21 protein-coding genes and 1 tRNA gene are annotated in these 18,355 nt (G+C 68.4%); 2 read left to right on the forward strand and 20 right to left on the reverse strand.

The features are described from left to right. Positions 1 to 84 precede the first annotated feature (84 nt). The 7 genes from asnB to B161_RS0104010 all read right to left on the reverse strand — a co-directional run bounded on the left by asnB (position 85) and on the right by B161_RS0104010 (position 5,470). Positions 85 to 1,974 (reverse strand): asparagine synthase (glutamine-hydrolyzing), encoded by a 1,890-nt coding sequence (asnB, locus tag B161_RS0103980; protein WP_018632080.1) that lies wholly within the window; start codon positions 1,972 to 1,974, stop codon positions 85 to 87. A 64-nt stretch (positions 1,975 to 2,038) separates the two neighbouring features. Continuing rightward, positions 2,039 to 2,761, reverse strand: coding sequence for a class I SAM-dependent methyltransferase (locus B161_RS0103985; protein ID WP_018632081.1), 723 nt, complete (start codon positions 2,759 to 2,761; stop codon positions 2,039 to 2,041). Between the two features lie 122 nt (positions 2,762 to 2,883). Beyond that, positions 2,884 to 2,957 (reverse strand) — tRNA-Gly (locus tag B161_RS0103990). Between the two features lie 51 nt (positions 2,958 to 3,008). Beyond that, complete coding sequence (locus B161_RS16625) at positions 3,009 to 3,767, reverse strand: glycosyltransferase family 25 protein (protein ID WP_018632082.1); 759 nt, start codon at positions 3,765 to 3,767, stop codon at positions 3,009 to 3,011. Beyond that, positions 3,764 to 4,561, reverse strand: a complete 798-nt coding sequence (locus B161_RS16630) for a glycosyltransferase (protein ID WP_018632083.1) — start codon at positions 4,559 to 4,561, stop codon at positions 3,764 to 3,766. Before B161_RS16630 ends, B161_RS16625 begins: the two co-directional genes overlap by 4 nt. 149 nt (positions 4,562 to 4,710) lie before the next feature. Then, the gene (locus tag B161_RS18570; RefSeq protein WP_018632084.1) at positions 4,711 to 5,175 is read right to left on the reverse strand and encodes a cell division protein ZapA; all 465 of its coding nucleotides are present in this window, start codon (positions 5,173 to 5,175) and stop codon (positions 4,711 to 4,713) included. Further along, a complete protein-coding gene (locus tag B161_RS0104010) occupies positions 5,168 to 5,470 on the reverse strand; it encodes a hypothetical protein (protein ID WP_018632085.1) in 303 nt (100 codons plus the stop codon). The genes B161_RS18570 and B161_RS0104010 overlap by 8 nt, the downstream gene beginning before the upstream one ends. A gap of 375 nt (positions 5,471 to 5,845) precedes the next feature. Here B161_RS0104010 and gap point away from each other — a divergent pair, with 375 nt between their 5' ends. Beyond that, positions 5,846 to 6,853, forward strand: a complete 1,008-nt coding sequence (gene gap / locus B161_RS0104015) for a type I glyceraldehyde-3-phosphate dehydrogenase (protein WP_018632086.1) — start codon at positions 5,846 to 5,848, stop codon at positions 6,851 to 6,853. Positions 6,854 to 6,969: 116 nt separating this feature from the next. Here gap and B161_RS19520 read toward each other — a convergent pair whose 3' ends face one another. From B161_RS19520 to fabD, 8 genes are all read right to left on the reverse strand, one after another. Then, positions 6,970 to 7,617 carry a hypothetical protein gene (locus tag B161_RS19520; RefSeq protein ID WP_018632087.1) on the reverse strand — a complete coding sequence of 216 codons (648 nt, stop codon included), beginning with the start codon at positions 7,615 to 7,617 and terminating at the stop codon, positions 6,970 to 6,972. A gap of 239 nt (positions 7,618 to 7,856) precedes the next feature. Next, positions 7,857 to 8,150: a hypothetical protein gene (locus B161_RS0104025; protein ID WP_018632088.1), complete on the reverse strand. Its 294-nt coding sequence runs from the start codon at positions 8,148 to 8,150 to the stop codon at positions 7,857 to 7,859. A 150-nt stretch (positions 8,151 to 8,300) separates the two neighbouring features. Then, the gene (locus B161_RS0104030) at positions 8,301 to 8,624 is read right to left on the reverse strand and encodes a 2Fe-2S iron-sulfur cluster-binding protein (protein WP_018632089.1); all 324 of its coding nucleotides are present in this window, start codon (positions 8,622 to 8,624) and stop codon (positions 8,301 to 8,303) included. Next, entirely contained in the window at positions 8,621 to 9,652 is a 1,032-nt protein-coding gene (gene mltG / locus B161_RS0104035; RefSeq protein ID WP_018632090.1) for an endolytic transglycosylase MltG, read from the reverse strand. The genes B161_RS0104030 and mltG overlap by 4 nt, the downstream gene beginning before the upstream one ends. A 25-nt stretch (positions 9,653 to 9,677) precedes the next feature. Then, complete coding sequence (gene fabF / locus B161_RS0104040; RefSeq protein WP_018632091.1) at positions 9,678 to 10,949, reverse strand: beta-ketoacyl-ACP synthase II; 1,272 nt, start codon at positions 10,947 to 10,949, stop codon at positions 9,678 to 9,680. A gap of 100 nt (positions 10,950 to 11,049) precedes the next feature. Further along, positions 11,050 to 11,289, reverse strand: coding sequence for an acyl carrier protein (locus tag B161_RS0104045; RefSeq protein ID WP_018632092.1), 240 nt, complete (start codon positions 11,287 to 11,289; stop codon positions 11,050 to 11,052). A gap of 158 nt (positions 11,290 to 11,447) precedes the next feature. Next, a complete protein-coding gene (gene fabG, locus B161_RS0104050; protein ID WP_018632093.1) occupies positions 11,448 to 12,185 on the reverse strand; it encodes a 3-oxoacyl-[acyl-carrier-protein] reductase in 738 nt (245 codons plus the stop codon). A gap of 13 nt (positions 12,186 to 12,198) precedes the next feature. Then, positions 12,199 to 13,143, reverse strand: a complete 945-nt coding sequence (fabD, locus tag B161_RS0104055) for an ACP S-malonyltransferase (RefSeq protein WP_026310182.1) — start codon at positions 13,141 to 13,143, stop codon at positions 12,199 to 12,201. A 362-nt stretch (positions 13,144 to 13,505) separates the two neighbouring features. Between fabD and B161_RS16645 the strand changes: the two genes are divergently transcribed. Then, the gene (locus tag B161_RS16645) at positions 13,506 to 14,195 is read left to right on the forward strand and encodes a transglutaminase-like cysteine peptidase (protein WP_018632095.1); all 690 of its coding nucleotides are present in this window, start codon (positions 13,506 to 13,508) and stop codon (positions 14,193 to 14,195) included. A gap of 177 nt (positions 14,196 to 14,372) precedes the next feature. On the opposite strand, the gene rplI is transcribed toward B161_RS16645, so the two are convergent. From rplI to B161_RS0104085, 5 genes are all read right to left on the reverse strand, one after another. Continuing rightward, positions 14,373 to 14,954: a 50S ribosomal protein L9 gene (rplI, locus tag B161_RS0104065; protein WP_018632096.1), complete on the reverse strand. Its 582-nt coding sequence runs from the start codon at positions 14,952 to 14,954 to the stop codon at positions 14,373 to 14,375. Positions 14,955 to 14,964: 10 nt separating this feature from the next. Next, positions 14,965 to 15,201: a 30S ribosomal protein S18 gene (gene rpsR / locus B161_RS0104070; protein WP_018632097.1), complete on the reverse strand. Its 237-nt coding sequence runs from the start codon at positions 15,199 to 15,201 to the stop codon at positions 14,965 to 14,967. Positions 15,202 to 15,213: 12 nt separating this feature from the next. Continuing rightward, positions 15,214 to 15,675 (reverse strand): 30S ribosomal protein S6, encoded by a 462-nt coding sequence (gene rpsF / locus B161_RS0104075; RefSeq protein WP_018632098.1) that lies wholly within the window; start codon positions 15,673 to 15,675, stop codon positions 15,214 to 15,216. 161 nt (positions 15,676 to 15,836) lie between these two features. Next, on the reverse strand, positions 15,837 to 16,826 hold the full coding sequence (gene dgcA / locus B161_RS0104080) for an N-acetyl-D-Glu racemase DgcA (protein WP_018632099.1): 990 nt from the start codon (positions 16,824 to 16,826) through the stop codon (positions 15,837 to 15,839). 77 nt (positions 16,827 to 16,903) lie between these two features. Beyond that, positions 16,904 to 18,355: OmpA family protein (locus B161_RS0104085; RefSeq protein ID WP_018632100.1), on the reverse strand; the 1,452-nt coding region annotated here is incomplete at its 5' end.

Genomic DNA, 18,355 nt, shown 5'->3' on the forward strand with positions numbered 1-18,355 from the left:
GCTTAAAGCGATCTCCAGCCGCGCCGCTCCGGCCTCGCATCGTGAAACCGCGTAAAAAGAGAGGCTTAGAGCTTTGCGCCGGCCTCACTTCCCCGGAAGGCGCGCTAAGCGGGCCTCCAGCATGAGGCAGGCCCACAGCGCGCGGCTATGGTCGCGGCGCTCCTCGAAGGTCTCGCGGCTCAGGCGGCCCAGCGCGGCGAGGTCCAGCCAGGGCCCGAGGGCCTCGCTGCGGGCCATGGCCTCGACGCGGCCCCGCAGCGGCCCCATGAGCCAGGCCTTGAGCGGCGGAACGAAGCCGCGTTTGGGGGCCTTGAGGATCTCCGGGGGCGCATAGGGCTCCAGAGCGGCGCGCAGAACCCGCTTGCCGGAGAAGCCGTCCAGCTTGAGCCGCGTCGGCAGCCGCGCGGCCCAGAGCGCCAGATCCTTGTCGAGCAGCGGATTGCGCGCCTCCAGCCCCACGGCCATGGAGGTTCGGTCCAGCTTGACCAGCATCCGCCCCGGCAGCCAGGTCGTGAGGTCGGCGTATTGAGCGCGGGCCAGAGGGTCGTCGGTCTCCGCCTCGGCGAGGGCCTTGCGCAGGAGATCGGCGGGATCATGATCCTTGAGACGGGCGCGCAGCGCGGGCGAGAGCAGGGCGCGGCGGGTGGGTTCGTCCATAATGGCGGTGGCGCGCAGCAGCCCCGCCGCCTGATCTCCCGCCAGAGCCTCCAGCGTGGCCCCGGCCCGGAGCGGTCGCGGCAGAGCCTCGCCGCGCGGCCAGATCCGGGCGAGTCCGCCGAAGAGCGGCCCGCGCAGGCTCAAAGGCAGCAGGGATTTCGCCCTCTCCTCGCGCAGATGGAAGGGATAGCGGCGATAGCCTGCGAAAACCTCGTCTCCGCCGTCGCCGGAGAGCGCGGCCTTCATGCGCCGCGCCGCCAGACGGCAGACCGCCAGAGTCGGCGCGGCGGAGGGATCGGCGAAGGGCTCGCCGAAGATCGCGGCCAGCCCTTCGGGATCGGCCATGGCTTCGGGATCGGCCTGCTCGACGAGATGCTCGGCTCCCCAGCGCCGCGCCATGAGCGCGGCCGCCTCGGTTTCGTCGAGATCGGGGTCCGCGAATCCCATGGTGCAGGCGGTCAGCGGCGTTCCGCGCGCCCGGCTGGCCATGGCGAGGGCGGCCCCGCTGTCGAGCCCCCCGGAGAGCAGAACGCCTAAGGGCGCGTCGGCGACGAGCCTTTTGCGCACGGCGGCGTCGAGCAGGGCGTCGAGCTCTTCGGCGGCTTCGGGGAGGCTGCGGCCCTGATCTTCGGGATGGATGCGGATGCGCCCCCAGCGCCGGGATTTCGGCCTTGGGCGTCCTCTGCGCCAGATGAGCAGCGAAGCGGGCGGCAGCTTTTCGAGCCCCGCATGGAGCGCGGTGGAATCGGGCACATAGCCATAGGCGAGATATTCGGCGAGAGCCTCTTCGCGCAGACCGGGAGCTTGATCCAGACCGGCGAGGAGGGCGTCGGCGTCCGAGCCGAAGAGCAGCTTGCCGCCGGTCTCGGCGAGATAAAGCGGCTTCTTGCCCCAGAGGTCGCGCATGAGGACCAGCGTCTCGGCCTCGGCGTCCCAGAGCCCGACGGCGAAGAATCCGTCCAGCTTTTCAGGCAGAGCCTCGCCCCATGCGCGCCAGCCATGGAGCAGGACTTCCGTGTCGCAATGGGTGCGGAACTGCGCGCCTTGGGCCTCCAGATCGGCGCGCAATTCGCGGAAGTTATAGATCATGCCGTTGAAGACCACGGCCAGCCGCCCGTCTTCGCTGAGCATGGGCTGGGCGCCGCCCGCCGGATCGATGATCGCCAGCCGCCGGTGTCCGAGCGCGAGTCCGGGGGCGAACCATGCGCCTTCGCCGTCGGGACCGCGCCGGGCTATGGCGTCGGTCATGGCTTTGAGGCGGGCGGGGGGGACGTCGGCTTCGCCCCGCGCGTCGAAGATCCCAGCGATTCCGCACATGCGCGCCCCCAAGGCTGAAGAAGGCGGCCAGCATGGCGGGATTTGGTCAAGGATCGGTCAAGGCTTAGCTCTCGGCGTAGCCCGCCCATCCCCGGAAGGTCAACCCGGCGTAGAAGAGGGCGACGCCGGAGAATCCCGCTTCGCGGAGCATGGCTTCGTCCTCCTCCGGCGAGAGGACGGAAAGCCGGGTCGCCATCGCTTGCGCCGAGGTCTCCGCCTTGGCGGGATCGACTCCGGCGAAGGCGAGATGTCGCGCGATCCACAAGGATTTCTCGGCCTCGCCCTGCGGGAAGCTGAGATGCGCGACGACGAAAGGCGCTCCGGGCTTCAGGCGGCGGCGGATCGCGCGGAGAGTCTCCAGCCGTTGCGCGCGCGGGACGAAATGCAGCGTCAGCAGACAAATTCCGCCGTCGAAAGGCCCTTCCGGCGCGGAATCGACATAGCCGTGAATCAGGCGCGTCCGGGCGTTCAGCGGCCCAAGCAGATCCTCCGCCGCCTGAAGCATCTCCGCCGAGGGATCGACGCCGTCGAAGCTCCATCCGGCGTGGTCTTCCGCGAGAGCCTTGATCTCCAGCCCGCCGCCCGCGCCGAGGACCAGCAGCCGCCCTTGCGCCGGAACGCGCTCCGCCAGCAGCAGCGAGGCCATGCGATGCAGAGCGGCGAAGCCGGGGACTTGTCTGGGCGGCCCTTCGGCGTAGGCGCGGGCGTGAGCCGCGCGAAAGGCTTCGGAGGCGGAGTCGGAGGCGGGGGCGGAGGCGGAGGCGGGAGGCGGCTTGTCTGAGCTCATAAGCCTTGGTGGCTCAGGCCGCGCGGGGCGTCAAGCTCTGAGGAATAGGAGGGCGCGACCCGCCCCGCAGAGGGCGATTTCAGATCGAAAGAATTGTTTTCGCAGGGAGTTCGGCGCCGAATTGGAGCGGGCAGCGGGAATCGAACCCGCACGAGCAGCTTGGGAAGCTGCCAGGCTACCACTACATCATGCCCGCGATTCGCCTGTCCGAGAAGCTAGCGCCCTCGTTCTTCGGGCGCAAGCGCCCTCATTCTTCTTTCAGCGCCGCGGGTCGGAAGCGCCGCCGCGCCCGCATGGCGCGGAGCTTGTCGCCCATGAGCCGCCTTTGCTTGCGCCATCCATAGAGCAGGCTGCGCCGGGCGGTCTTGCGCACGGAGGCCCCGATGTCGCTCTCGGCCCCGGTGGTGGTCGCGAGCGGCGGCTTGAGCGCCAGACCTCCGCCTTCGCGCGTGAGCCATGCGCGGAGGAAGTTATCCACCGGAGCGCCGATCCTCCCGCCGCCGACCTTGAGGAACTCCTCCGCTCCGGCGCGCGACCAGAGCAAGGCGGTGGTGGTCATGGGGAAATAATGGGCGCCGTAAAGCTCATAGCGTCCGAAGCTGCGGATCGGCGTCGCGATCTTGAGCTTCTGCGCCGCCAGATGGACCAGCCGCCAGCCGGATTTCTCCCGCAATGCCGCCGTCAGCTCCCCGAGCTTTTCGCTGAAATCGGGCTCCAGCTCTACGTCGTCCTCCAGAACCACGCCCATGGGCGCGCCCGTCGCGAGGAGGCGCCGCGCGCAATCCAGATGGCTGAGATAGCACCCGACTTCTCCGCCGCGCATCACGCGGCCCATATGCCGCAGCGAGGCGGCTTCGTCGTAAAGCGGGAGGCTGCGCACGTCTCGTCCGCGCCCGTCGAAGGCGGGGACGCGCTCGAAGGCGAGCCCCTGCGCCCGCAGGCTTTCGGCGGCGTGGGCCAGACGGTCGTCGCTGCCGTCGAGATTGATCAGGTAGAGAGGAATCATGAGAGGAATCCGTCGCGCCGCGCTTCCTCGACGAGCCGCGCCACATAGGAGCCTTCCGGAGCCCGGCCTCCATGCTGGCGCGCGAGGTGCTGGCGCAGTTTATTGGCCCAGAGATGCAGGCCGTAAGCCTCGGACGGAATTCGGGCCGGCTCCAGCCCCTCCGGATCGCAGAAGCGCGCGACCTCCTCCATAGGAACGGCGTAGAAGGCGGAGGGCGGCAGAGCGTGGCGGATCTCGCCGGTTTCGCGCAAGCTCCGCGTCAGAGCCTGCGGCCCGACGGAGCCCCAAGGCCAATGGCTGATCGGCAATCCTCCGGCGAGCAGGCTCCGCCAGCCGTAGCGCAGCCGCTGGAGGCCCTTGAGATGGGGGGGCAGGCCGCGCGTTTCGGGCTTATAGGCGGCCAGCGCCGCCAGCGCGGGCGAATCCTGCGGCAGCCCCAGCACGGCCGAGCCGACGACCTCCGCGGTCTCCATGGCGAAGACATGCTCGGAAGGGAAGCCGAAGGGCTTCAGCGCGATCATGTCGAGATCCGACCAGATCGCGCCCGTCTTGGCGATGAGCGCATAGCGGAAAAGATCGGAATGCAGCGCCGGACTGCCGGACTTATGCCGCACGATGGGATCGCCGGAGAGGATTTCGCCCGCATCCGCGACCTCGACGCCGCGCGGCGCTCCGGCGAGGGGGCCATAGGCGTAGAGCTTCACCCGGTGGCCTTGCCGGGCGAAGGACCAGAGGCTGGCGATTTCAAGATCCTGCAGGCGCTCGCCGATCCAGAGCGTCGCGATTTGGCGCATGATGTGCGAGGCTCCGGCGGGATGGAGAAACGCCCGCGTCGCGCCTTCTTCGGCGCGGGGCGTCAACGGAGGAAGGAGGATCGCGCGAAACCCGGAGCGCGTCCAGAGATCCTTTCGAGCCCCCGGGCGGCGCGCTTGGGGGCTCGCGCTTAGGGCGTGACGTCGAGCCGGTCGGCCATGCGCTCCATCTGCTCGGCGGCCTGACTGAGCAGATCGGCGACCATGATCTCGATCTCCGCCATGCGTTCGGGCGTGACGAGCGCGTCCTCCGCGGCTTGCTGCGCGGAGGGGGGGGGCGCAGAGGGCGGCGGCGCGGAAGGGGGGGGCGCGGCGGCGGCGGCCCGGGCGCGGCTGGCCGAGGCCTTGATGCGCAGATCGCTCACCTGCGCCTCCAGCTCATGGATGCGGGCCTCCGCCTCGCTCAATTCGTCGGCGAGCATCAGCCCGGAGAGCAGCATGAGCCGCGCCTCGTTGGGGGCGATTCCGGCGCCGCGCGCGATGGCGGCGGCGTGGCGGTCGAGCCTTGCGCCCAATTCGCCCAGATGCGGCTCTTGCCCGTCCTCGCAGGCGACGCGGTAGGCCCTGCCGTTAATTTCGAGATTCACTTCAGCCATGATGCGCGGGCCCCAGACTGCGGCGCAATTCGGAGATCACGGCGTCGATGCGCCCGAGCGCCTCTTTGCGCAGGCCGGATTCCTCGCTTTGCAGCTCCAGCGCGGCCTCAAGCTCCCGGGAGAGGGATTCATGCTGGCCGCGCAGCCGACGCAGCTCCTCCAGCAGCATTTCGCGCCGCTCCTCCGGATCTCCGGCGGCCGCGAGGGCGTCGCGGCGCTCCATGGCGCCTTGAAGCCGTCTCAGCGCGACGGTGAAGCGCGCCGTCGCCGCTTGCAGAGCATCTCCCTCGGCCATGCGTCCCCGCTTGTCATCCGCATTCCCCGACCCGTCCCCCTCCCGTCCCCGGAGCGGAGTCTCGAATCGAACCTTTCGACGTGCTTAACACGCGCCCCCCCGCCGACGCCAGAGCGACGCCGCGGCGCCCCCCTTAAGGCGTCCTTGCGGGCCTTTCCGCACAGGCTTCGGAGCGGCGTTGCGCGGGCCGTCCGGGCGGGTCTATACAGGGCCGCCTTTCGGAGGAGGGGGCTGAGGCCCTCCGCCCGGAGTCTTGCGGCTTTCTGCGGAGTTCCGCTTCAGGAGGCTCGCCTTTACTCTGCCGGGCCGGAAGGCGTGTGGAGCGTTCAGGACGGAGGCGAGGGGCCTTCGCGGCGCGTGCAAGGAGGATGCATCATGGCGGTTCGCGTGGCGATCAACGGGTTCGGACGCATCGGGCGCAACGTGCTGCGCGCGATCGTCGAATCGGGCCGCACCGACATCGAGGTCGTGGCGATCAACGATCTCGGCCCGGTGGAGACCAACGCGCATCTCATGCGCTATGATTCGGTGCATGGCCGCTTCCCCGGCGAGGTGAAGGTCTCGGGCGACAGCATCGACGTGGGCCGCGGCCCGATCAAAGTGACCGCCGTGCGCGATCCGGCGCAGCTGCCGCATAAGGAGCTTGGGGTCCAGATCGCTCTGGAGTGCACCGGCATCTTCACGGCGCGCGACAAGGCGGCGGCGCATCTGGCGGCGGGCGCCCAGCGGGTGCTGATCTCGGCCCCTGGCGAGGACGCCGACGCCACCATCGTCTATGGCGTGAACCACCAGATCCTGACCAAGGACCATTTGATCGTCTCGAACGCCTCCTGCACGACGAATTGCCTCTCTCCGGTGGCCAAGGTGCTTCAGGAGACGGTGGGGATCGTGAAGGGCTATATGACCACGATCCACGCCTACACCGGCGATCAGCCGACCCTCGACACCATGCATAAGGATCTCTACCGCGCCCGCGCGGCGGCTCTGAGCATGATCCCGACCTCGACCGGCGCGGCCAAGGCGGTGGGCCTCGTGCTGCCCGAGCTGAAAGGCAAGCTGGACGGCTCCTCCATCCGCGTGCCGACGCCCAACGTCTCGGTGGTGGATCTGAAGTTCACGGCGGGCCGCAAGACCTCCGCCGAAGAGATCAACGCGGCGGTGAAGGCCGCGGCGGAAGGCCCGCTCAGGGGCGTTCTGGGCTATAGCGAGGCCCCGCTGGTCTCCATCGACTTCAACCATGATCCCCATTCCTCGACCTTCGCCGCGGCGCAGACCAAGGTGATGGACGGCGATTTCGTGCGCGTGCTGGCTTGGTACGACAATGAATGGGGCTTCTCGAACCGCATGAGCGACACCGCCGTGGCGATGGCGAAGCTGCTCTGAGGCCGGTCGGGGGAGGGGTCTCCTCTCTCCCTTCCGTTTCGGTGAGGAGATGAGAAAAGCGGCCCGCGAGGGCCGCTTTCCGCATTTATAAGGATCATCGGAGCCTGAGACGGGGCTCAGGACTTCTTGTGGCCGCCATGGCCGCCATGGCCCGAGCCGCCGCCGATCTGACCGCCCCAGGAGCCGCCGCCGTGGCCGCCGCCGATCTGACCGCCCCAGGAGCCCGAGCCCGAGCCGCCGCCCCAGGAGCCGGATCCGCTCCAGCCGGCGCCGCCGCCATGGCCGCCGCCCCATCCGGCGCCGCCGTGGCCGCCGCCATATCCGCCGCCGCCCCAGGATCCGCCGTAGGAGCCGCCGCCGCCATGGTCATGGCCGTATCCGCCGCCCCAGCCGCCCTGAGAGCCGCCGCCCCATCCGGCGTCGTTGCCGCCGCCCCAGCTGGCGTTGAGGCCGTTGTTGAGCAGGCCGCCGAGGACGTTGGCGCCCGCGCCGAGCAGACCGCTGAGCAGCTGGCCGCCGCCTCCGCCGCCGCCGAAGGAGGAGCCGCCGCTCCCGCCGCCGAGCAGGCCGCTGAGGATGTTGCCGAAGAGGCCGCCGCCGAGCAGACCGCCCGCGCCGCCGCCATGTCCGCCGCCCCAAGAGGCGCCGCCATGGCCGCCGCTCTGACCGCCGCCGAGCAGATTGCCGAAAAGACCGCCCGAGCCGCCGCCGAGAAGGCCGCCGAGGAGGCCGTTGCCGAGCCCGCCGCCGATGCCGATGACCATGGGATTTTCTCCTTGAAAAAAGCCAGTGGCCGGGATTTTAGCAGGAGTGATCCATTTTGATACGTATTTCTTATAATTTGGCCCATAAAAAAACAAATTAACCTGTTCGTTCTCCAAATAAGCGGATTATTCATGTAAAATCTTATAAATCGCGCCTATTCAGGAAAAAACCTTTCAAAAGAAGTCGGAGCATTTAAAATTCAAGGTCGAATTGATCGATTCAGAGAATAATCGCCGATTCAGAACAATCCCGGCCTTGGGGCTTTGCATTTGGAGAAATCTCCCGGCCCGACCCTGCAATGGATCGGCGGACGCGAGCCGCAATTGGGGCAGGCTTCTTCATGGAAAGGCGGATCGGGCAGCCGGGGGCTATAGAGCGCCCAGAGCAGGATGGCGCAGATCGGGTGAATCGTCAGCGCGCCCAGCACGGCCAGAAAGAAGACGAAGAGCGTCAGCCACGGCCCCCAAGTGGTCGAGATGATCCTCAGGGCCGCATAAATCAGGAGCAGAAAAGCCAGAAGAGCCGGGTCCATCTTCATCTCCCCGAACGGCCGACCGGAAGGAAAAACCATCCGGATCGCACGTTTCAGGAAAGATGAAGACTGCGCTTCAAATGAGGCGTTCGTAAGACCCCTTTAAGGTCAGGGCGCTCTCTGGCGCAATCCTGGATTGCGAAGGCGCGCTCAAGCCTCCGGATCGGTCTCCGGGGCGAGGGTGAGGCGCAGGCCGTCCATCTCCGGCTGAAAGATCAGCTGACAGGAGAGCCGCGAATTCTCCTCCTCCGAGGGCGCGTCTCCGAGCCGGTCGCGCTCTTCCTCGCGCATGGCGGGCAGACGCTCCAGCCAATCCTCGTCGACATAGACGTGGCAGGTGGCGCATTGGCAGGCCCCGCCGCATTCGGCTTTGATGGGCACGCCCCAGTCGCGGATGATCTCCATCACGCGCCAGCCCGGCTCCGCCTCCAGCTCATGCTCTTTGCCCGTGAGGTCGACGACATGGATCTTCATGGCTCTGCTCCCGTCTCGCTCGGCGCCGGGGCGGCGGGCGCGGCGACGGGCCCGGCGGCCCGGGCGCGCTCGATCTCGCGCCAGCGGCGGACGTTGGCGTTATGCTGTTCGAGGGTTTCGGCGAAGGCGTGCCCGCCCGAGCCGTCGGCGACGAAATAGAGGTCTTTCGTCTCCATGGGGTTCAGCGCGGCGGCGATGGAGGCGCGGCCCGGGTGGGCGATGGGCGTCGGCGGCAGCCCGGCCACGGCGTAGGTGTTGTAGGGCGTGGGGGCGTCGAGCTCGCTGCGCCGGAGCCCGCGCCCGAGATCCGCGCCTTTGACCACGCCGTAGATCACCGTGGGGTCGGATTGCAGCCGCATGCCTTGGCGGAGCCGGTTGACGAAGACCCCCGCGACGCGCTCGCGTTCGGCGGCCACGCCGGTCTCCTTCTCGATGATCGAGGCGAGGACCAGCGCCTCTTCTTTGGTGGAGAAGGGGAGGTTCGGCGCGCGGTCGGTCCAAAGCTCGTCGAGGATGCGGCTTTGCGCCTGCGCCATGCGGGCGACCAGCGCGGCGCGGGTCTCGCCTTTGAGATAGAAATAGGTGTCCGGCGCGAGAGCGCCCTCCGGGAGTTCGGCGGGGGTCTCGCCTTCGAGCCCTTCGGCCTGATCGAGCAGCGCCCGGAAGCTCAGGCTGGAGACCCCTTCGGCGAGGGTCACGCGCCTTTGGACGACTTCGCCGCGGGCGATCTTCTGAAAGACCTCCTGCAGCGAGGCGCCGGGCGGAAAGGAATATTCGCCCGCCTTGAGCGCGCCGCCTTCGTCGGAGAGCCGGGCGCTGAGCCGGAAGAGCAGGGGATCCGAGATGGCGCCCGCCGCTCCGAGCCTTTCGGCGATGGCGGCGGCGCTGGCGCCTCGGGGGATCTCGACGATGGTTTCGGCGGTCAGCGGCCCCGGCGCGGTGAGCCGGTCGCGGACGAGCAGGGCGAGAACCAGTCCCGCCGCCGCGCCGAAGAGCAGAAGCCCGAAGAGTTTGGCCAGAAAGCGCACGCCAAGGGCCTCCGTTCGAGAGGGATCAGACCTGCGTCAGCACGAGCGAAGCGTTGGTGCCGCCGAATCCGAAGCTGTTGGAGAGGGCGACCCGGATCTCGCGCTTGCGGGCCTTGAGCGGCACGAGATCCAGCGGAGTCTCGACGCTCGGGTTTTCGAGGTTCAGCGTCGGCGGCGCGATCTGGTCGCGGATGGCCAGCGCGCAGAAGACGGCCTCGACGGCGCCCGCCGCGCCGAGCAGATGCCCGATGGAGGATTTCGTGGAGGACATGCTCGCCTTGGCGGCGTGGTCTCCGAGCAGCCTCTGCACCGCGCCGAGCTCGATTTCGTCGCCCATGGGCGTCGAGGTGCCATGGGCGTTGATATAATCGAGATCGGCGGGGGTCAGCCCGGCGTCGGCGAGGGCGGCGCTCATGGAGCGGAAGCCGCCATTGCCGTCGGGGGCGGGCGAAGTGACGTGATAGGCGTCGCCGGAGAGGCCGTAGCCCTTCACTTCGGCGTAGATCTTCGCGCCGCGGGCCTTGGCGTGCTCGTAATCTTCGAGCACGACGACTCCCGCGCCTTCGCCCATGACGAAGCCGTCGCGGTCCTTGTCATAGGGGCGCGATCCGCGCGAGGGCTCGTCGTTGAATCCGGTGGAGAGCGCCTTGCAGGCGACGAATCCCGCGATGCCGAGGCGGCAGATGGCGCCTTCCGCGCCTCCGGCGACCATGACGTCCGCTTCGCCGCGCTGGATGAGGCGGGCGGCGTCTCCGATGGCGTGGGCGCCGGTGGAGCAGGCCGTGACCACGGCGTGATTAGGGCCCTTATAGCCGTATTTGATCGCCACCTGTCCCGAGCAGAGGTTGATCAGGCTGCCGGGGATGAAGAAGGGCGAGATCTTGCGCGGACCTTTTTCATAGAGATCCAGCGTGGCCTTCTCGATGGAGGGCAGGCCGCCGATTCCCGATCCGATCAGCACGCCGGTGCGCAGCTTTTCGGCTTCGGAAGGCGCCTCCCATCCGGCGTCGCGCACGGCTTGGGCGGCGGCGACCAGCGCATAGACGATGAAGTCGTCCACGCGGCGCAATTCTTTGGCTTCGACCCAATCCTCAGGCGTGAATCCGCCTTCGGCCGTCGGGCCTTTCTTGAGTTCGCCCGCGATGCGGCAGGGCAGATCCGAGGCGTCGAAGCGCGTGATCGGCCCGAGGCCGGATTCCCCTGCGAGAAGCTTCGACCAAGTCTCCTCGACTCCGCAGGCGAGCGGCGTGAGCAGACCCAAACCGGTGACGACGACGCGGCGTCCGGAGGCGGCCATGGGCGGGATCCTCGACTAGGATGCGGGGGGGAGGCGCATAGGCTTCGGGGGCGGAAGGCTTTGACCGCCTTCCGCCCCCCGGAATCTCGACGCAGGAAGCTTAGGCGGCTTGCTGCTTGGTGATGAAGGCGACGGCGTCGCCGACGGTCTGGATGCTTTCGGCGGCGTCGTCGGGGATCTCGACCCCAAATTCCTCCTCGAAGGCCATGACCAGCTCGACGGTGTCGAGGCTGTCGGCGCCGAGGTCGTCGATGAAGCTGGCCTCCAGCGTCACCTTGCCCTCGTCGACGTTCAGATAATTGACGACGATCTTCTTCACGCGCTCGGCGACATCGCTCATCGTGTTGCTCCTTAAGCTCCCGTCACGCGGCTTGAGCCGGAGCGGGGGGTTGGCGCTTCGCTCCCTTCGAGGCCGGGGTTCGCCCGACGTTCGCATGAAGCGCTCGGCGCGGGTTTACCACAGCGCCGAAGATTTTCAATATTTCCGGCGGAGGAGGCCTAGATCATGGCCATGCCGCCGTTGACGTGCAGAGTTTGGCCCGTGACGTAAGCGGCTTCCTCGCTGGCGAGATAGACGACGGCGGCGGCCACGTCGGCCCCGGTCCCCAATCTGCCTGCGGGCACGGCGCCGAGAAGCTTGGTCTTCTGGTCTTCGGTCAGGTCTTCGGTCATGGCGGTGGCGATGAAGCCCGGCGCCACGACGTTGACGGTGACGTTGCGCGACGCGATTTCCTGCGCCAGCGCCTTGCTCAGACCGATCAGACCGGCCTTGGAGGCGGCGTAATTCCCTTGTCCGGGATTGCCCGTCGTCCCCACGACCGAGCCGATGGAGACGATGCGTCCCCAGCGGCGTTTCATCATGCCGCGCACGGAGGCGCGCATGAGGCGGAATCCGGCGGCGAGATTCACCTCCAGAACCGTGCTCCATTCCTCGTCCTTCATGCGGAGCATGAGGTTGTCGCGGGTGACGCCCGCATTGTTGACGAGGACGTCCATCTTGCCGAAGGCCTTCTCCACCTGACCGGGCAGAGCCTCGGTCGCGGCGGGATCGGAGAGATCGGCGATGAAGATTTTGGCGCGTTCGCCGAGTTCGGCCTGCAGGGCCTCCAGCGGCGCGGCGCGGGTGCCGGAAAGCGCGACCTCCGCCCCCCGGGCGTGGAGCGCGCGGGCGATGGCCCCGCCGATGCCCCCTGATGCGCCCGTGACGAGGGCGGTCTTGCCGCTGAGATCGAACATGAAAGGGCGCTCCTCAGGCGATGGACTTCAGAAAGGCCTCGACGTCGGCGGGTTCGCCGACGGCGGCTCCTTTCAGAGCGGGATCGATGCGGCGCGCGAGATTGGTCAGCACCTTGCCCGCGCCCAGCTCCACGAGATCCTCGACGCCCTGAGCCTTCAGCCAGAGCATGGATTCGCGCCAGCGCACCATCCCCGTGACCTGCTCGACGAGCAGATGGCGGATGGTCTCGGGATCCTCGACCGCCTCGGCCGTGACGTTGCAGACGATGGGCAGGGCGGGCGCCTCGATCTTGGCGCGGGCGAGGGCCTCGGCCATGACCTCGGCGGCGGGCTGCATGAGCGCGCAATGGAAGGGCGCGGAGACCGGCAGCAGGACGGCCCGCTTGACGCCGCGTTCGGGCGCCAGCCTGATCGCCCGCTCGACGGCGGATTTGGTCCCGGAGACGACGACCTGTCCGGGGCTGTTGTCGTTGGCCACGGAGCAGACTTCGCCCTCGGCGGCTTCGGCGGCCAGAGCCTCGGCGGCTTCGAGATCGGGGCCGAGCAGGGCGGCCATGGCGCCCTCGCCCTGAGGGACGGCTTTCTGCATGGCCTGTCCGCGCAGCCTGAGCAGCTTGGCGGCCTCGGCCAGCTCCAGCGCTCCGGAGGCGACGAGGGCCGAATATTCCCCGAGCGAATGCCCGGCGGCGAAGGCGGCGTGATCGGCGAGTTTGATCTTGCCCTCGGCGGCGATGGCGCGGGCCACGGCCGTCGAGACCGCCATCAGCGCGGGCTGAGCGTTCTCGGTTCGGGTGAGCTCCTCCTCGGGGCCTTCCCAAATGATCTGAGAGAGCTTCTGACCGAGAGCCTCGTCGACCTCCTGGAAGACCTCGCGGGCCGCCGGAAAGGCCTCCGCCAGAGTCCGGCCCATGCCGACCGTCTGGGAGCCTTGTCCCGGAAACACGAAAGCGCGCGCCATGTCCTCTCCCGTCCCTTGAAGATTGCGGACGCTTAATGTGCGGCGCGGCGCCATGTCAAGCCGTCCTGCGGCTTCTTCGCCGGAGCGGGAATTTCGTCCCCGGCCTTTTTGAAGATGAAGTTAAGAACCTATGCTTTTGATGAGGTTTTTACGCAACATTTTGAAGTTTTGCGAAAAATCGGGACGCTGTGCGCCGTAGGATGTCTTAGATTAAGACGAATCTCGCGTTTTTAAACTCTTGGCGTAAAAATTGCTCTCCCGACCCTTAACGCTCCTTTAAGCGTCCGGCTCCGGCTTCAGCCTTTTTCTTCTCCGGCTGAGGCGGAGAAACGACGCGAAAACGTCCGATTCGGAGGCCCGCCATGATTCGACCGCAGGTGATTTTGGGGGCTCTGGCCATGGCGGGCGTCGTTTGCGCGAGCGCCGTCTTCGCCCAGAGCGGCGCCGCGAGCTCTCTGGCGGCGGTCGAAATGCGGGAGGGCGCCCGGATGAGCGGCCCCTCCGCCTTCTACGCGCTCTGCGCCCAAACCCCCGAGGACTGCCCCGCGCCCCGCGCCGCCCTGACCCCCGACCGCGTGCGTCTGGACGAGGCCGCCGCCGAGGCGATCATGTCGGTGAATCTGACGGTCAACCGGGCGATTCAGCCGATCTCCGACGCCGAGCGCCATGGCAAAAGCGACGTCTGGGAGTTCCCGCGCGACGGCGTGGGCGATTGCGAGGATTACGTCATCGCCAAGCGCGCCGGGCTTTTGGCGATGGGCTTCCCGGAAAGCGCGCTGTTGATCGGAGTCGCGCTGGGCGTGGACACGCCTTATCACGCGGTTCTTTTGGTCCGCACCGATTCGGGCGAGATCGTGCTCGACAATCTCACGGATCGCGTCAGCCCTTGGCGCGAGAGCGGCCTGACCTTCGTGGCGCGTCAATCGGCCGTGGATCCGCGCCATTGGACGCGGGTGGAGCGCCCGACGCCCTCCCTCGCCGAGGAAGGGCCGGTGACCAACGTCTCCTCGACGCCCATGCGCGTCATCCGCCCGCCGGAGAGATTCCGCTGAGATCGCCCGCCTCGGCGGGAAAAGCGAACCTCGCCGCTCCGCGCCCAAGGACACAAGCGGAGCCTCAAGCTCCGCGCCCAAGGAAACGAGCGGAGCCTCAAGCTCCGCGCCCAAAGAAAAAGGCCGGGAAGCTTGCGCCGCCCGGCCTTTCTGAAATTCAGCCTCGCGAGAGGGCGATCAACGGTCGTCGTCGTCGCCGCGAGCCTCGTCCGGGTCGAACAGCGACTTGACGTCGAATTCGGCGGCGGCGGCGGCTTCCTCTTCGGCGCGCAGCTGCGCGACGGTCTTGCCGCTGGCCTGAAGCGCGGCTTCGTCCTGCGAGCGGGCCACGTTCACCGAGACCTCGGCGAAGACCTCCGGATGGAGCTGCACGCTCACCGGATGGACGCCGAGATTCTTGATCGGCTTATCCAGCGCGATCTGGGTGCGCGAGATCTCGACGCCGGCGGCCTGAGCGGCCTCGGCGATGTCGCGCGGCGCCACGGAGCCATAGAGATGGCCGCCGTCGCCCGCCTGACGGATCACGACGAAGATCTGGCCGTTGAGCGCCTCGGCGACGGTCTCGGCTTCGGCCTTGAGCTCAAGGTTCCGGGCTTCGATGTTGGCGCGCTGCGCCTCGAAGCGGCCGAGGTTGTCGCGGGTGGCGCGGAGCGCCTTGCCCTGCGGCAGCAGGTAGTTGCGCGCGAAGCCCGGACGGACCTTCACGACGGAGCCGATAGCGCCGAGCCTTCCGACGCGTTCAAGCAAAATGACTTGCATCTGCGCCTCCTTACTTCAGCACATAGGGGAGGAGCGCAAGGAAGCGCGCGCGCTTGATCGCCTGAGCGAGCAGCCGCTGCTTCTTGGCCGAAACCGCGGTGATGCGGCTCGGCACGATCTTGCCGCGCTCGGAGATGTAGCGCTGCAGGAGCTTGACGTCCTTGTAATCGATCTTCGGCGCGCCCTGACCCGAGAAGGGGCAGGATTTGCGACGACGGAAAAACGGTCTGCGCGGAGCGGTCGCCATGATCCCTCCTCCTTAAGCTTCGGTGGACTGGGCGGCGTCGTCGGCCGGGGCCGAACGCTCGTCGTCGCGACGGCGGGGACGGTCGCCCCGATCGCCGCGGTCGCCGCGATCTCCGCGGGGGCCGCCCGGGCCGCGCCGGTCGTCGCCGCGGTTCTTGTTGAGCAGGACGGCCGACTGGCCTTCCTCATGGGCGTCCACGCCGATGGTGATGTAGCGCATCACATCGTCATGGAGACGGAGCAGACGCTCCATCTCATGCACGGCCGGCGCGGGGGCGCTGGTGCGCAGATAGAGATAATGGCCCTTGCGGTTCTTGTTGATCTTATAGGCCAACGAACGCAGACCCCAATATTCCGTGCCGACGACTTCGCCGCCTTGCTCTTTCAGAATATTGCCGAATTCTTCGATCAGGCTCTCGGCCTGGGCGCCGGAGATGTCCTGACGCGCGATGACGACATGCTCGTAAAGCGGCATGACCCGTCCTTCATCTTGTCGCAAAGCTTCCCCGCGCGGACTGCAATCGTCCCCCGCCCGCGCTTCGAGCGGCTTCACGTCTTCACCTGTGAGGGACGCGCTCCATTAGCCCAAAGCGCCGGACAAAACAAGCGGATTCGCCCCTCGGGCGCCGAACCGGCTCACCCCCAGAGCGCGGCCTCCGGCGCCCCGACCCATGCGCCGCGATAGGCCAGCCCCGGCGCGCGGTCCTTCGCCAACAGCAGGGGCCCGTCGAGATCGGCGAATTCGGCGCCCTGCGCGAGGATCAGAGCGGGCGCCATGGCGAGGGATCCGGCGAGCATGCAGCCGACCATGATCCCGAATCCTTCGGCCTGAGCCTCGGCTTTGAGCGCCAGCGCCTCGGTGAGGCCCCCCGCCTTGTCGAGCTTCACGTTGATTCCGTCGTAGAGCCCCTTCAGCCGGGCCAGAGAGGCGCGGTCATGACAGGATTCGTCGGCGTAGACGGGCGTGGGGCGCGGCAGCTCGCGCAGGAGGTCGTCGGCTTGGGCGGGGAAGGGCTGCTCGATCAGCGCCACCCCGAGATCCGCGAAGGCGGGGACGAAAGCCAGATAACGGGCTTCGTCCCAAGCCTCATTGGCGTCCACGACGAGCCGCGCCTCCGGCGAGGCCTCCCGCGCGGCGGCGACCCGGGCGAGGTCGAAGGCGTCGCCGCCCAATTTGAGCTTCAGCAGCATCCGCCCCTCGGCGCGGGCGGCGCGGGCGGCTTCGCCCATGGCGTCGGGCGTTCCGAGCGAGAGGGTGAAGGCGGTCTCGACGGGGCGGGGCTCGGGCAGGCCGAGCAGATCCCAGACCCGCCGTCCGGCCTGTTTGGCCTCCAGATCCCAGAGCGCGCAATCGAGGGCGTTGCGGGCGGCTCCGGCGGGGAGGAGGCTTTGAATCTCCGCCCGCCCTGCTCCCGCCTCCACCGCCGCCGCGACCCCCTGCAAGGCGGCCTCCACGGAATCGAGGCTTTCCCCATAGCGTTTATAGGGGGTGCATTCGCCGCGCCCCCGCATCTCTCCGGCCCCGACCTCGACGAGGAGGGTTTCTGCGGAGGTCTTGGCCCCCCGGGAGATGACGAAGGCGCCCTTGGCGGGCCAGACCTCGCGCGAAACCTTCATCTGCGGCATGGTCGGAGAATCCCCATGAAAAAGCCCGCCCGGATTGCTCCGGGCGGGCGGGTCTTGTCAAGCGGGCTTCCGAGAGCTCAGCGCGGCAGCACCGAGAACTCCAGACGCCGGTTTTGCGCGTTGGCGGCGGCGTTGGTCGCCCGGACGATGGGCTGGGTGTCGCCGAATCCGGCGGTGGCCAGACGGCCCGCCGGGACGCCGCGCTCGATGAGATAGGCGGCGGCGGCTTCGGCGCGCGCGGTGGAGAGCGCCATGTTGTTGGGGAACTGCGCCGTGTTGATGGGCTGCAGATCCGAATGGCCCTTCACCAGGAAGGTGAAATCGCTGTTCGGATAGCGGGAGAGATAGCCGTTCAGCGCGGTCGCCATCTGGTCGAGCGCCGCCCGGCCGTTCGCGGAGAGCGTGGCGGAGGCGCTGTTGAAGGTGACGCCGGTGAGGACGAAATCGTCGCCCCGGATCGAGCCGTCGGCGCCGATGGCGGCGACGAGCTGGTCGAAGACGGTCGAGCGCAGGTCCTGCGCCAGCTCCCGCCCGGTCAGCGCGGCCGGAACAGCCGGGAGGGCCGGGGTCGGCGCGGCCGCGACGGCCTGAGCGGCGGCGAGCCGGGCCTCCAGCTCGCGGATGCGGCCTTCGAGCGAAACGACCTCCTCCTGAGCGGCGAGTCCGGCGGCGCGCTGAGCTTCGAGATCGACGAGCCGGGCGCGCAGGATGTCGGCGTCCGAGAGGTTTTCCGAAGCGGCGGCGAGTCGGGTCTGCAGATCGGCGATCTCCGCGCGCAGCGCGTCGGCGTCTCCGGCTTGCGCGGAGGCGGCCTGAACCTGAGCGCTCAGAGTCTCGCGCTGCGCGTTCAGATCGGAGAGCTGAGCCTCCAGCGCGGCGAGGCGCTGGGCGGCTTCGTCCTGAGCCGCCTGAAGGGCGGCGGCGGCTTCGGCGCGCGCGGCGGCCAGCGCCTGCTCGCCTTCGGCCCTCAGCCTTTCGGTCTCGGTCTCCACGTTCCCGGAGAGGGTGGTCCGCACCTGCTCGACTTCGGCGCGGGCCGCATCGCGGTCCGCTTCGAGCGCGGCGAGGCGCTGAGCCGCCTCGTCCTGAGCCGCCTTCAGAGCGGCCTCGGCTTCGGCGCGCGCGGCGGCGAGCGCCTGCTCGCCTTCCGCCTTCAGCCTTTCAGCCTCGGCCTGCACGTCTCCGGTCAGGGAGGTCCGCACCTGCTCGACTTCGGCGCGGGCCGCGTCGCGCTCCGCTTCCAGCGCGGCGAGGCGCTGAGCGGCTTCATCATGGGCCGTCTGAAGGGCGGTTTCAGCTTGAGCGCGCGTAGCGTTCAGAACTTCCTGAGCCTCCGCATTCAGCCTTGCGACCTCGGCCTGAGCCGCGTCGCGGTCGGCCTCCAGAGCGGCGAGACGCTGAGCCGCCTCGTCCTGAGCCGCCTTCAGAGCGGCTTCGGCCTCGGCGCGCGCGGCGGCCAGCGCCTGCTCGCCTTCCGCCTTCAGCTTTTCAGCTTCAGCCTGCACGTCTCCGGTCAGAGAGGTCCGCAC

This window comes from Neomegalonema perideroedes DSM 15528 (assembly GCF_000374145.1).
GTDB lineage: Bacteria > Pseudomonadota > Alphaproteobacteria > Rhodobacterales > Rhodobacteraceae > Neomegalonema > Neomegalonema perideroedes.

Coding starts and splice junctions, on each gene's coding strand:
- asnB (WP_018632080.1), bottom strand. CDS start 1,974: ATGTGCGGAATCGCTGGGATCTTCGACGCGCGGGGCGAAGCCGACGTC.
- B161_RS0103985 (WP_018632081.1), bottom strand. CDS start 2,761: ATGAGCTCAGACAAGCCGCCTCCCGCCTCCGCCTCCGCCCCCGCCTCC.
- B161_RS16625 (WP_018632082.1), bottom strand. CDS start 3,767: ATGATTCCTCTCTACCTGATCAATCTCGACGGCAGCGACGACCGTCTG.
- B161_RS16630 (WP_018632083.1), bottom strand. CDS start 4,561: ATGCGCCAAATCGCGACGCTCTGGATCGGCGAGCGCCTGCAGGATCTT.
- B161_RS18570 (WP_018632084.1), bottom strand. CDS start 5,175: ATGGCTGAAGTGAATCTCGAAATTAACGGCAGGGCCTACCGCGTCGCC.
- B161_RS0104010 (WP_018632085.1), bottom strand. CDS start 5,470: ATGGCCGAGGGAGATGCTCTGCAAGCGGCGACGGCGCGCTTCACCGTC.
- gap (WP_018632086.1), top strand. CDS start 5,846: ATGGCGGTTCGCGTGGCGATCAACGGGTTCGGACGCATCGGGCGCAAC.
- B161_RS19520 (WP_018632087.1), bottom strand. CDS start 7,617: ATGGTCATCGGCATCGGCGGCGGGCTCGGCAACGGCCTCCTCGGCGGC.
- B161_RS0104025 (WP_018632088.1), bottom strand. CDS start 8,150: ATGGACCCGGCTCTTCTGGCTTTTCTGCTCCTGATTTATGCGGCCCTG.
- B161_RS0104030 (WP_018632089.1), bottom strand. CDS start 8,624: ATGAAGATCCATGTCGTCGACCTCACGGGCAAAGAGCATGAGCTGGAG.
- fabF (WP_018632091.1), bottom strand. CDS start 10,949: ATGGCCGCCTCCGGACGCCGCGTCGTCGTCACCGGTTTGGGTCTGCTC.
- B161_RS0104045 (WP_018632092.1), bottom strand. CDS start 11,289: ATGAGCGATGTCGCCGAGCGCGTGAAGAAGATCGTCGTCAATTATCTG.
- fabG (WP_018632093.1), bottom strand. CDS start 12,185: ATGTTCGATCTCAGCGGCAAGACCGCCCTCGTCACGGGCGCATCAGGG.
- fabD (WP_026310182.1), bottom strand. CDS start 13,143: ATGGCGCGCGCTTTCGTGTTTCCGGGACAAGGCTCCCAGACGGTCGGC.
- B161_RS16645 (WP_018632095.1), top strand. CDS start 13,506: ATGATTCGACCGCAGGTGATTTTGGGGGCTCTGGCCATGGCGGGCGTC.
- rplI (WP_018632096.1), bottom strand. CDS start 14,954: ATGCAAGTCATTTTGCTTGAACGCGTCGGAAGGCTCGGCGCTATCGGC.
- rpsR (WP_018632097.1), bottom strand. CDS start 15,201: ATGGCGACCGCTCCGCGCAGACCGTTTTTCCGTCGTCGCAAATCCTGC.
- rpsF (WP_018632098.1), bottom strand. CDS start 15,675: ATGCCGCTTTACGAGCATGTCGTCATCGCGCGTCAGGACATCTCCGGC.
- dgcA (WP_018632099.1), bottom strand. CDS start 16,826: ATGCCGCAGATGAAGGTTTCGCGCGAGGTCTGGCCCGCCAAGGGCGCC.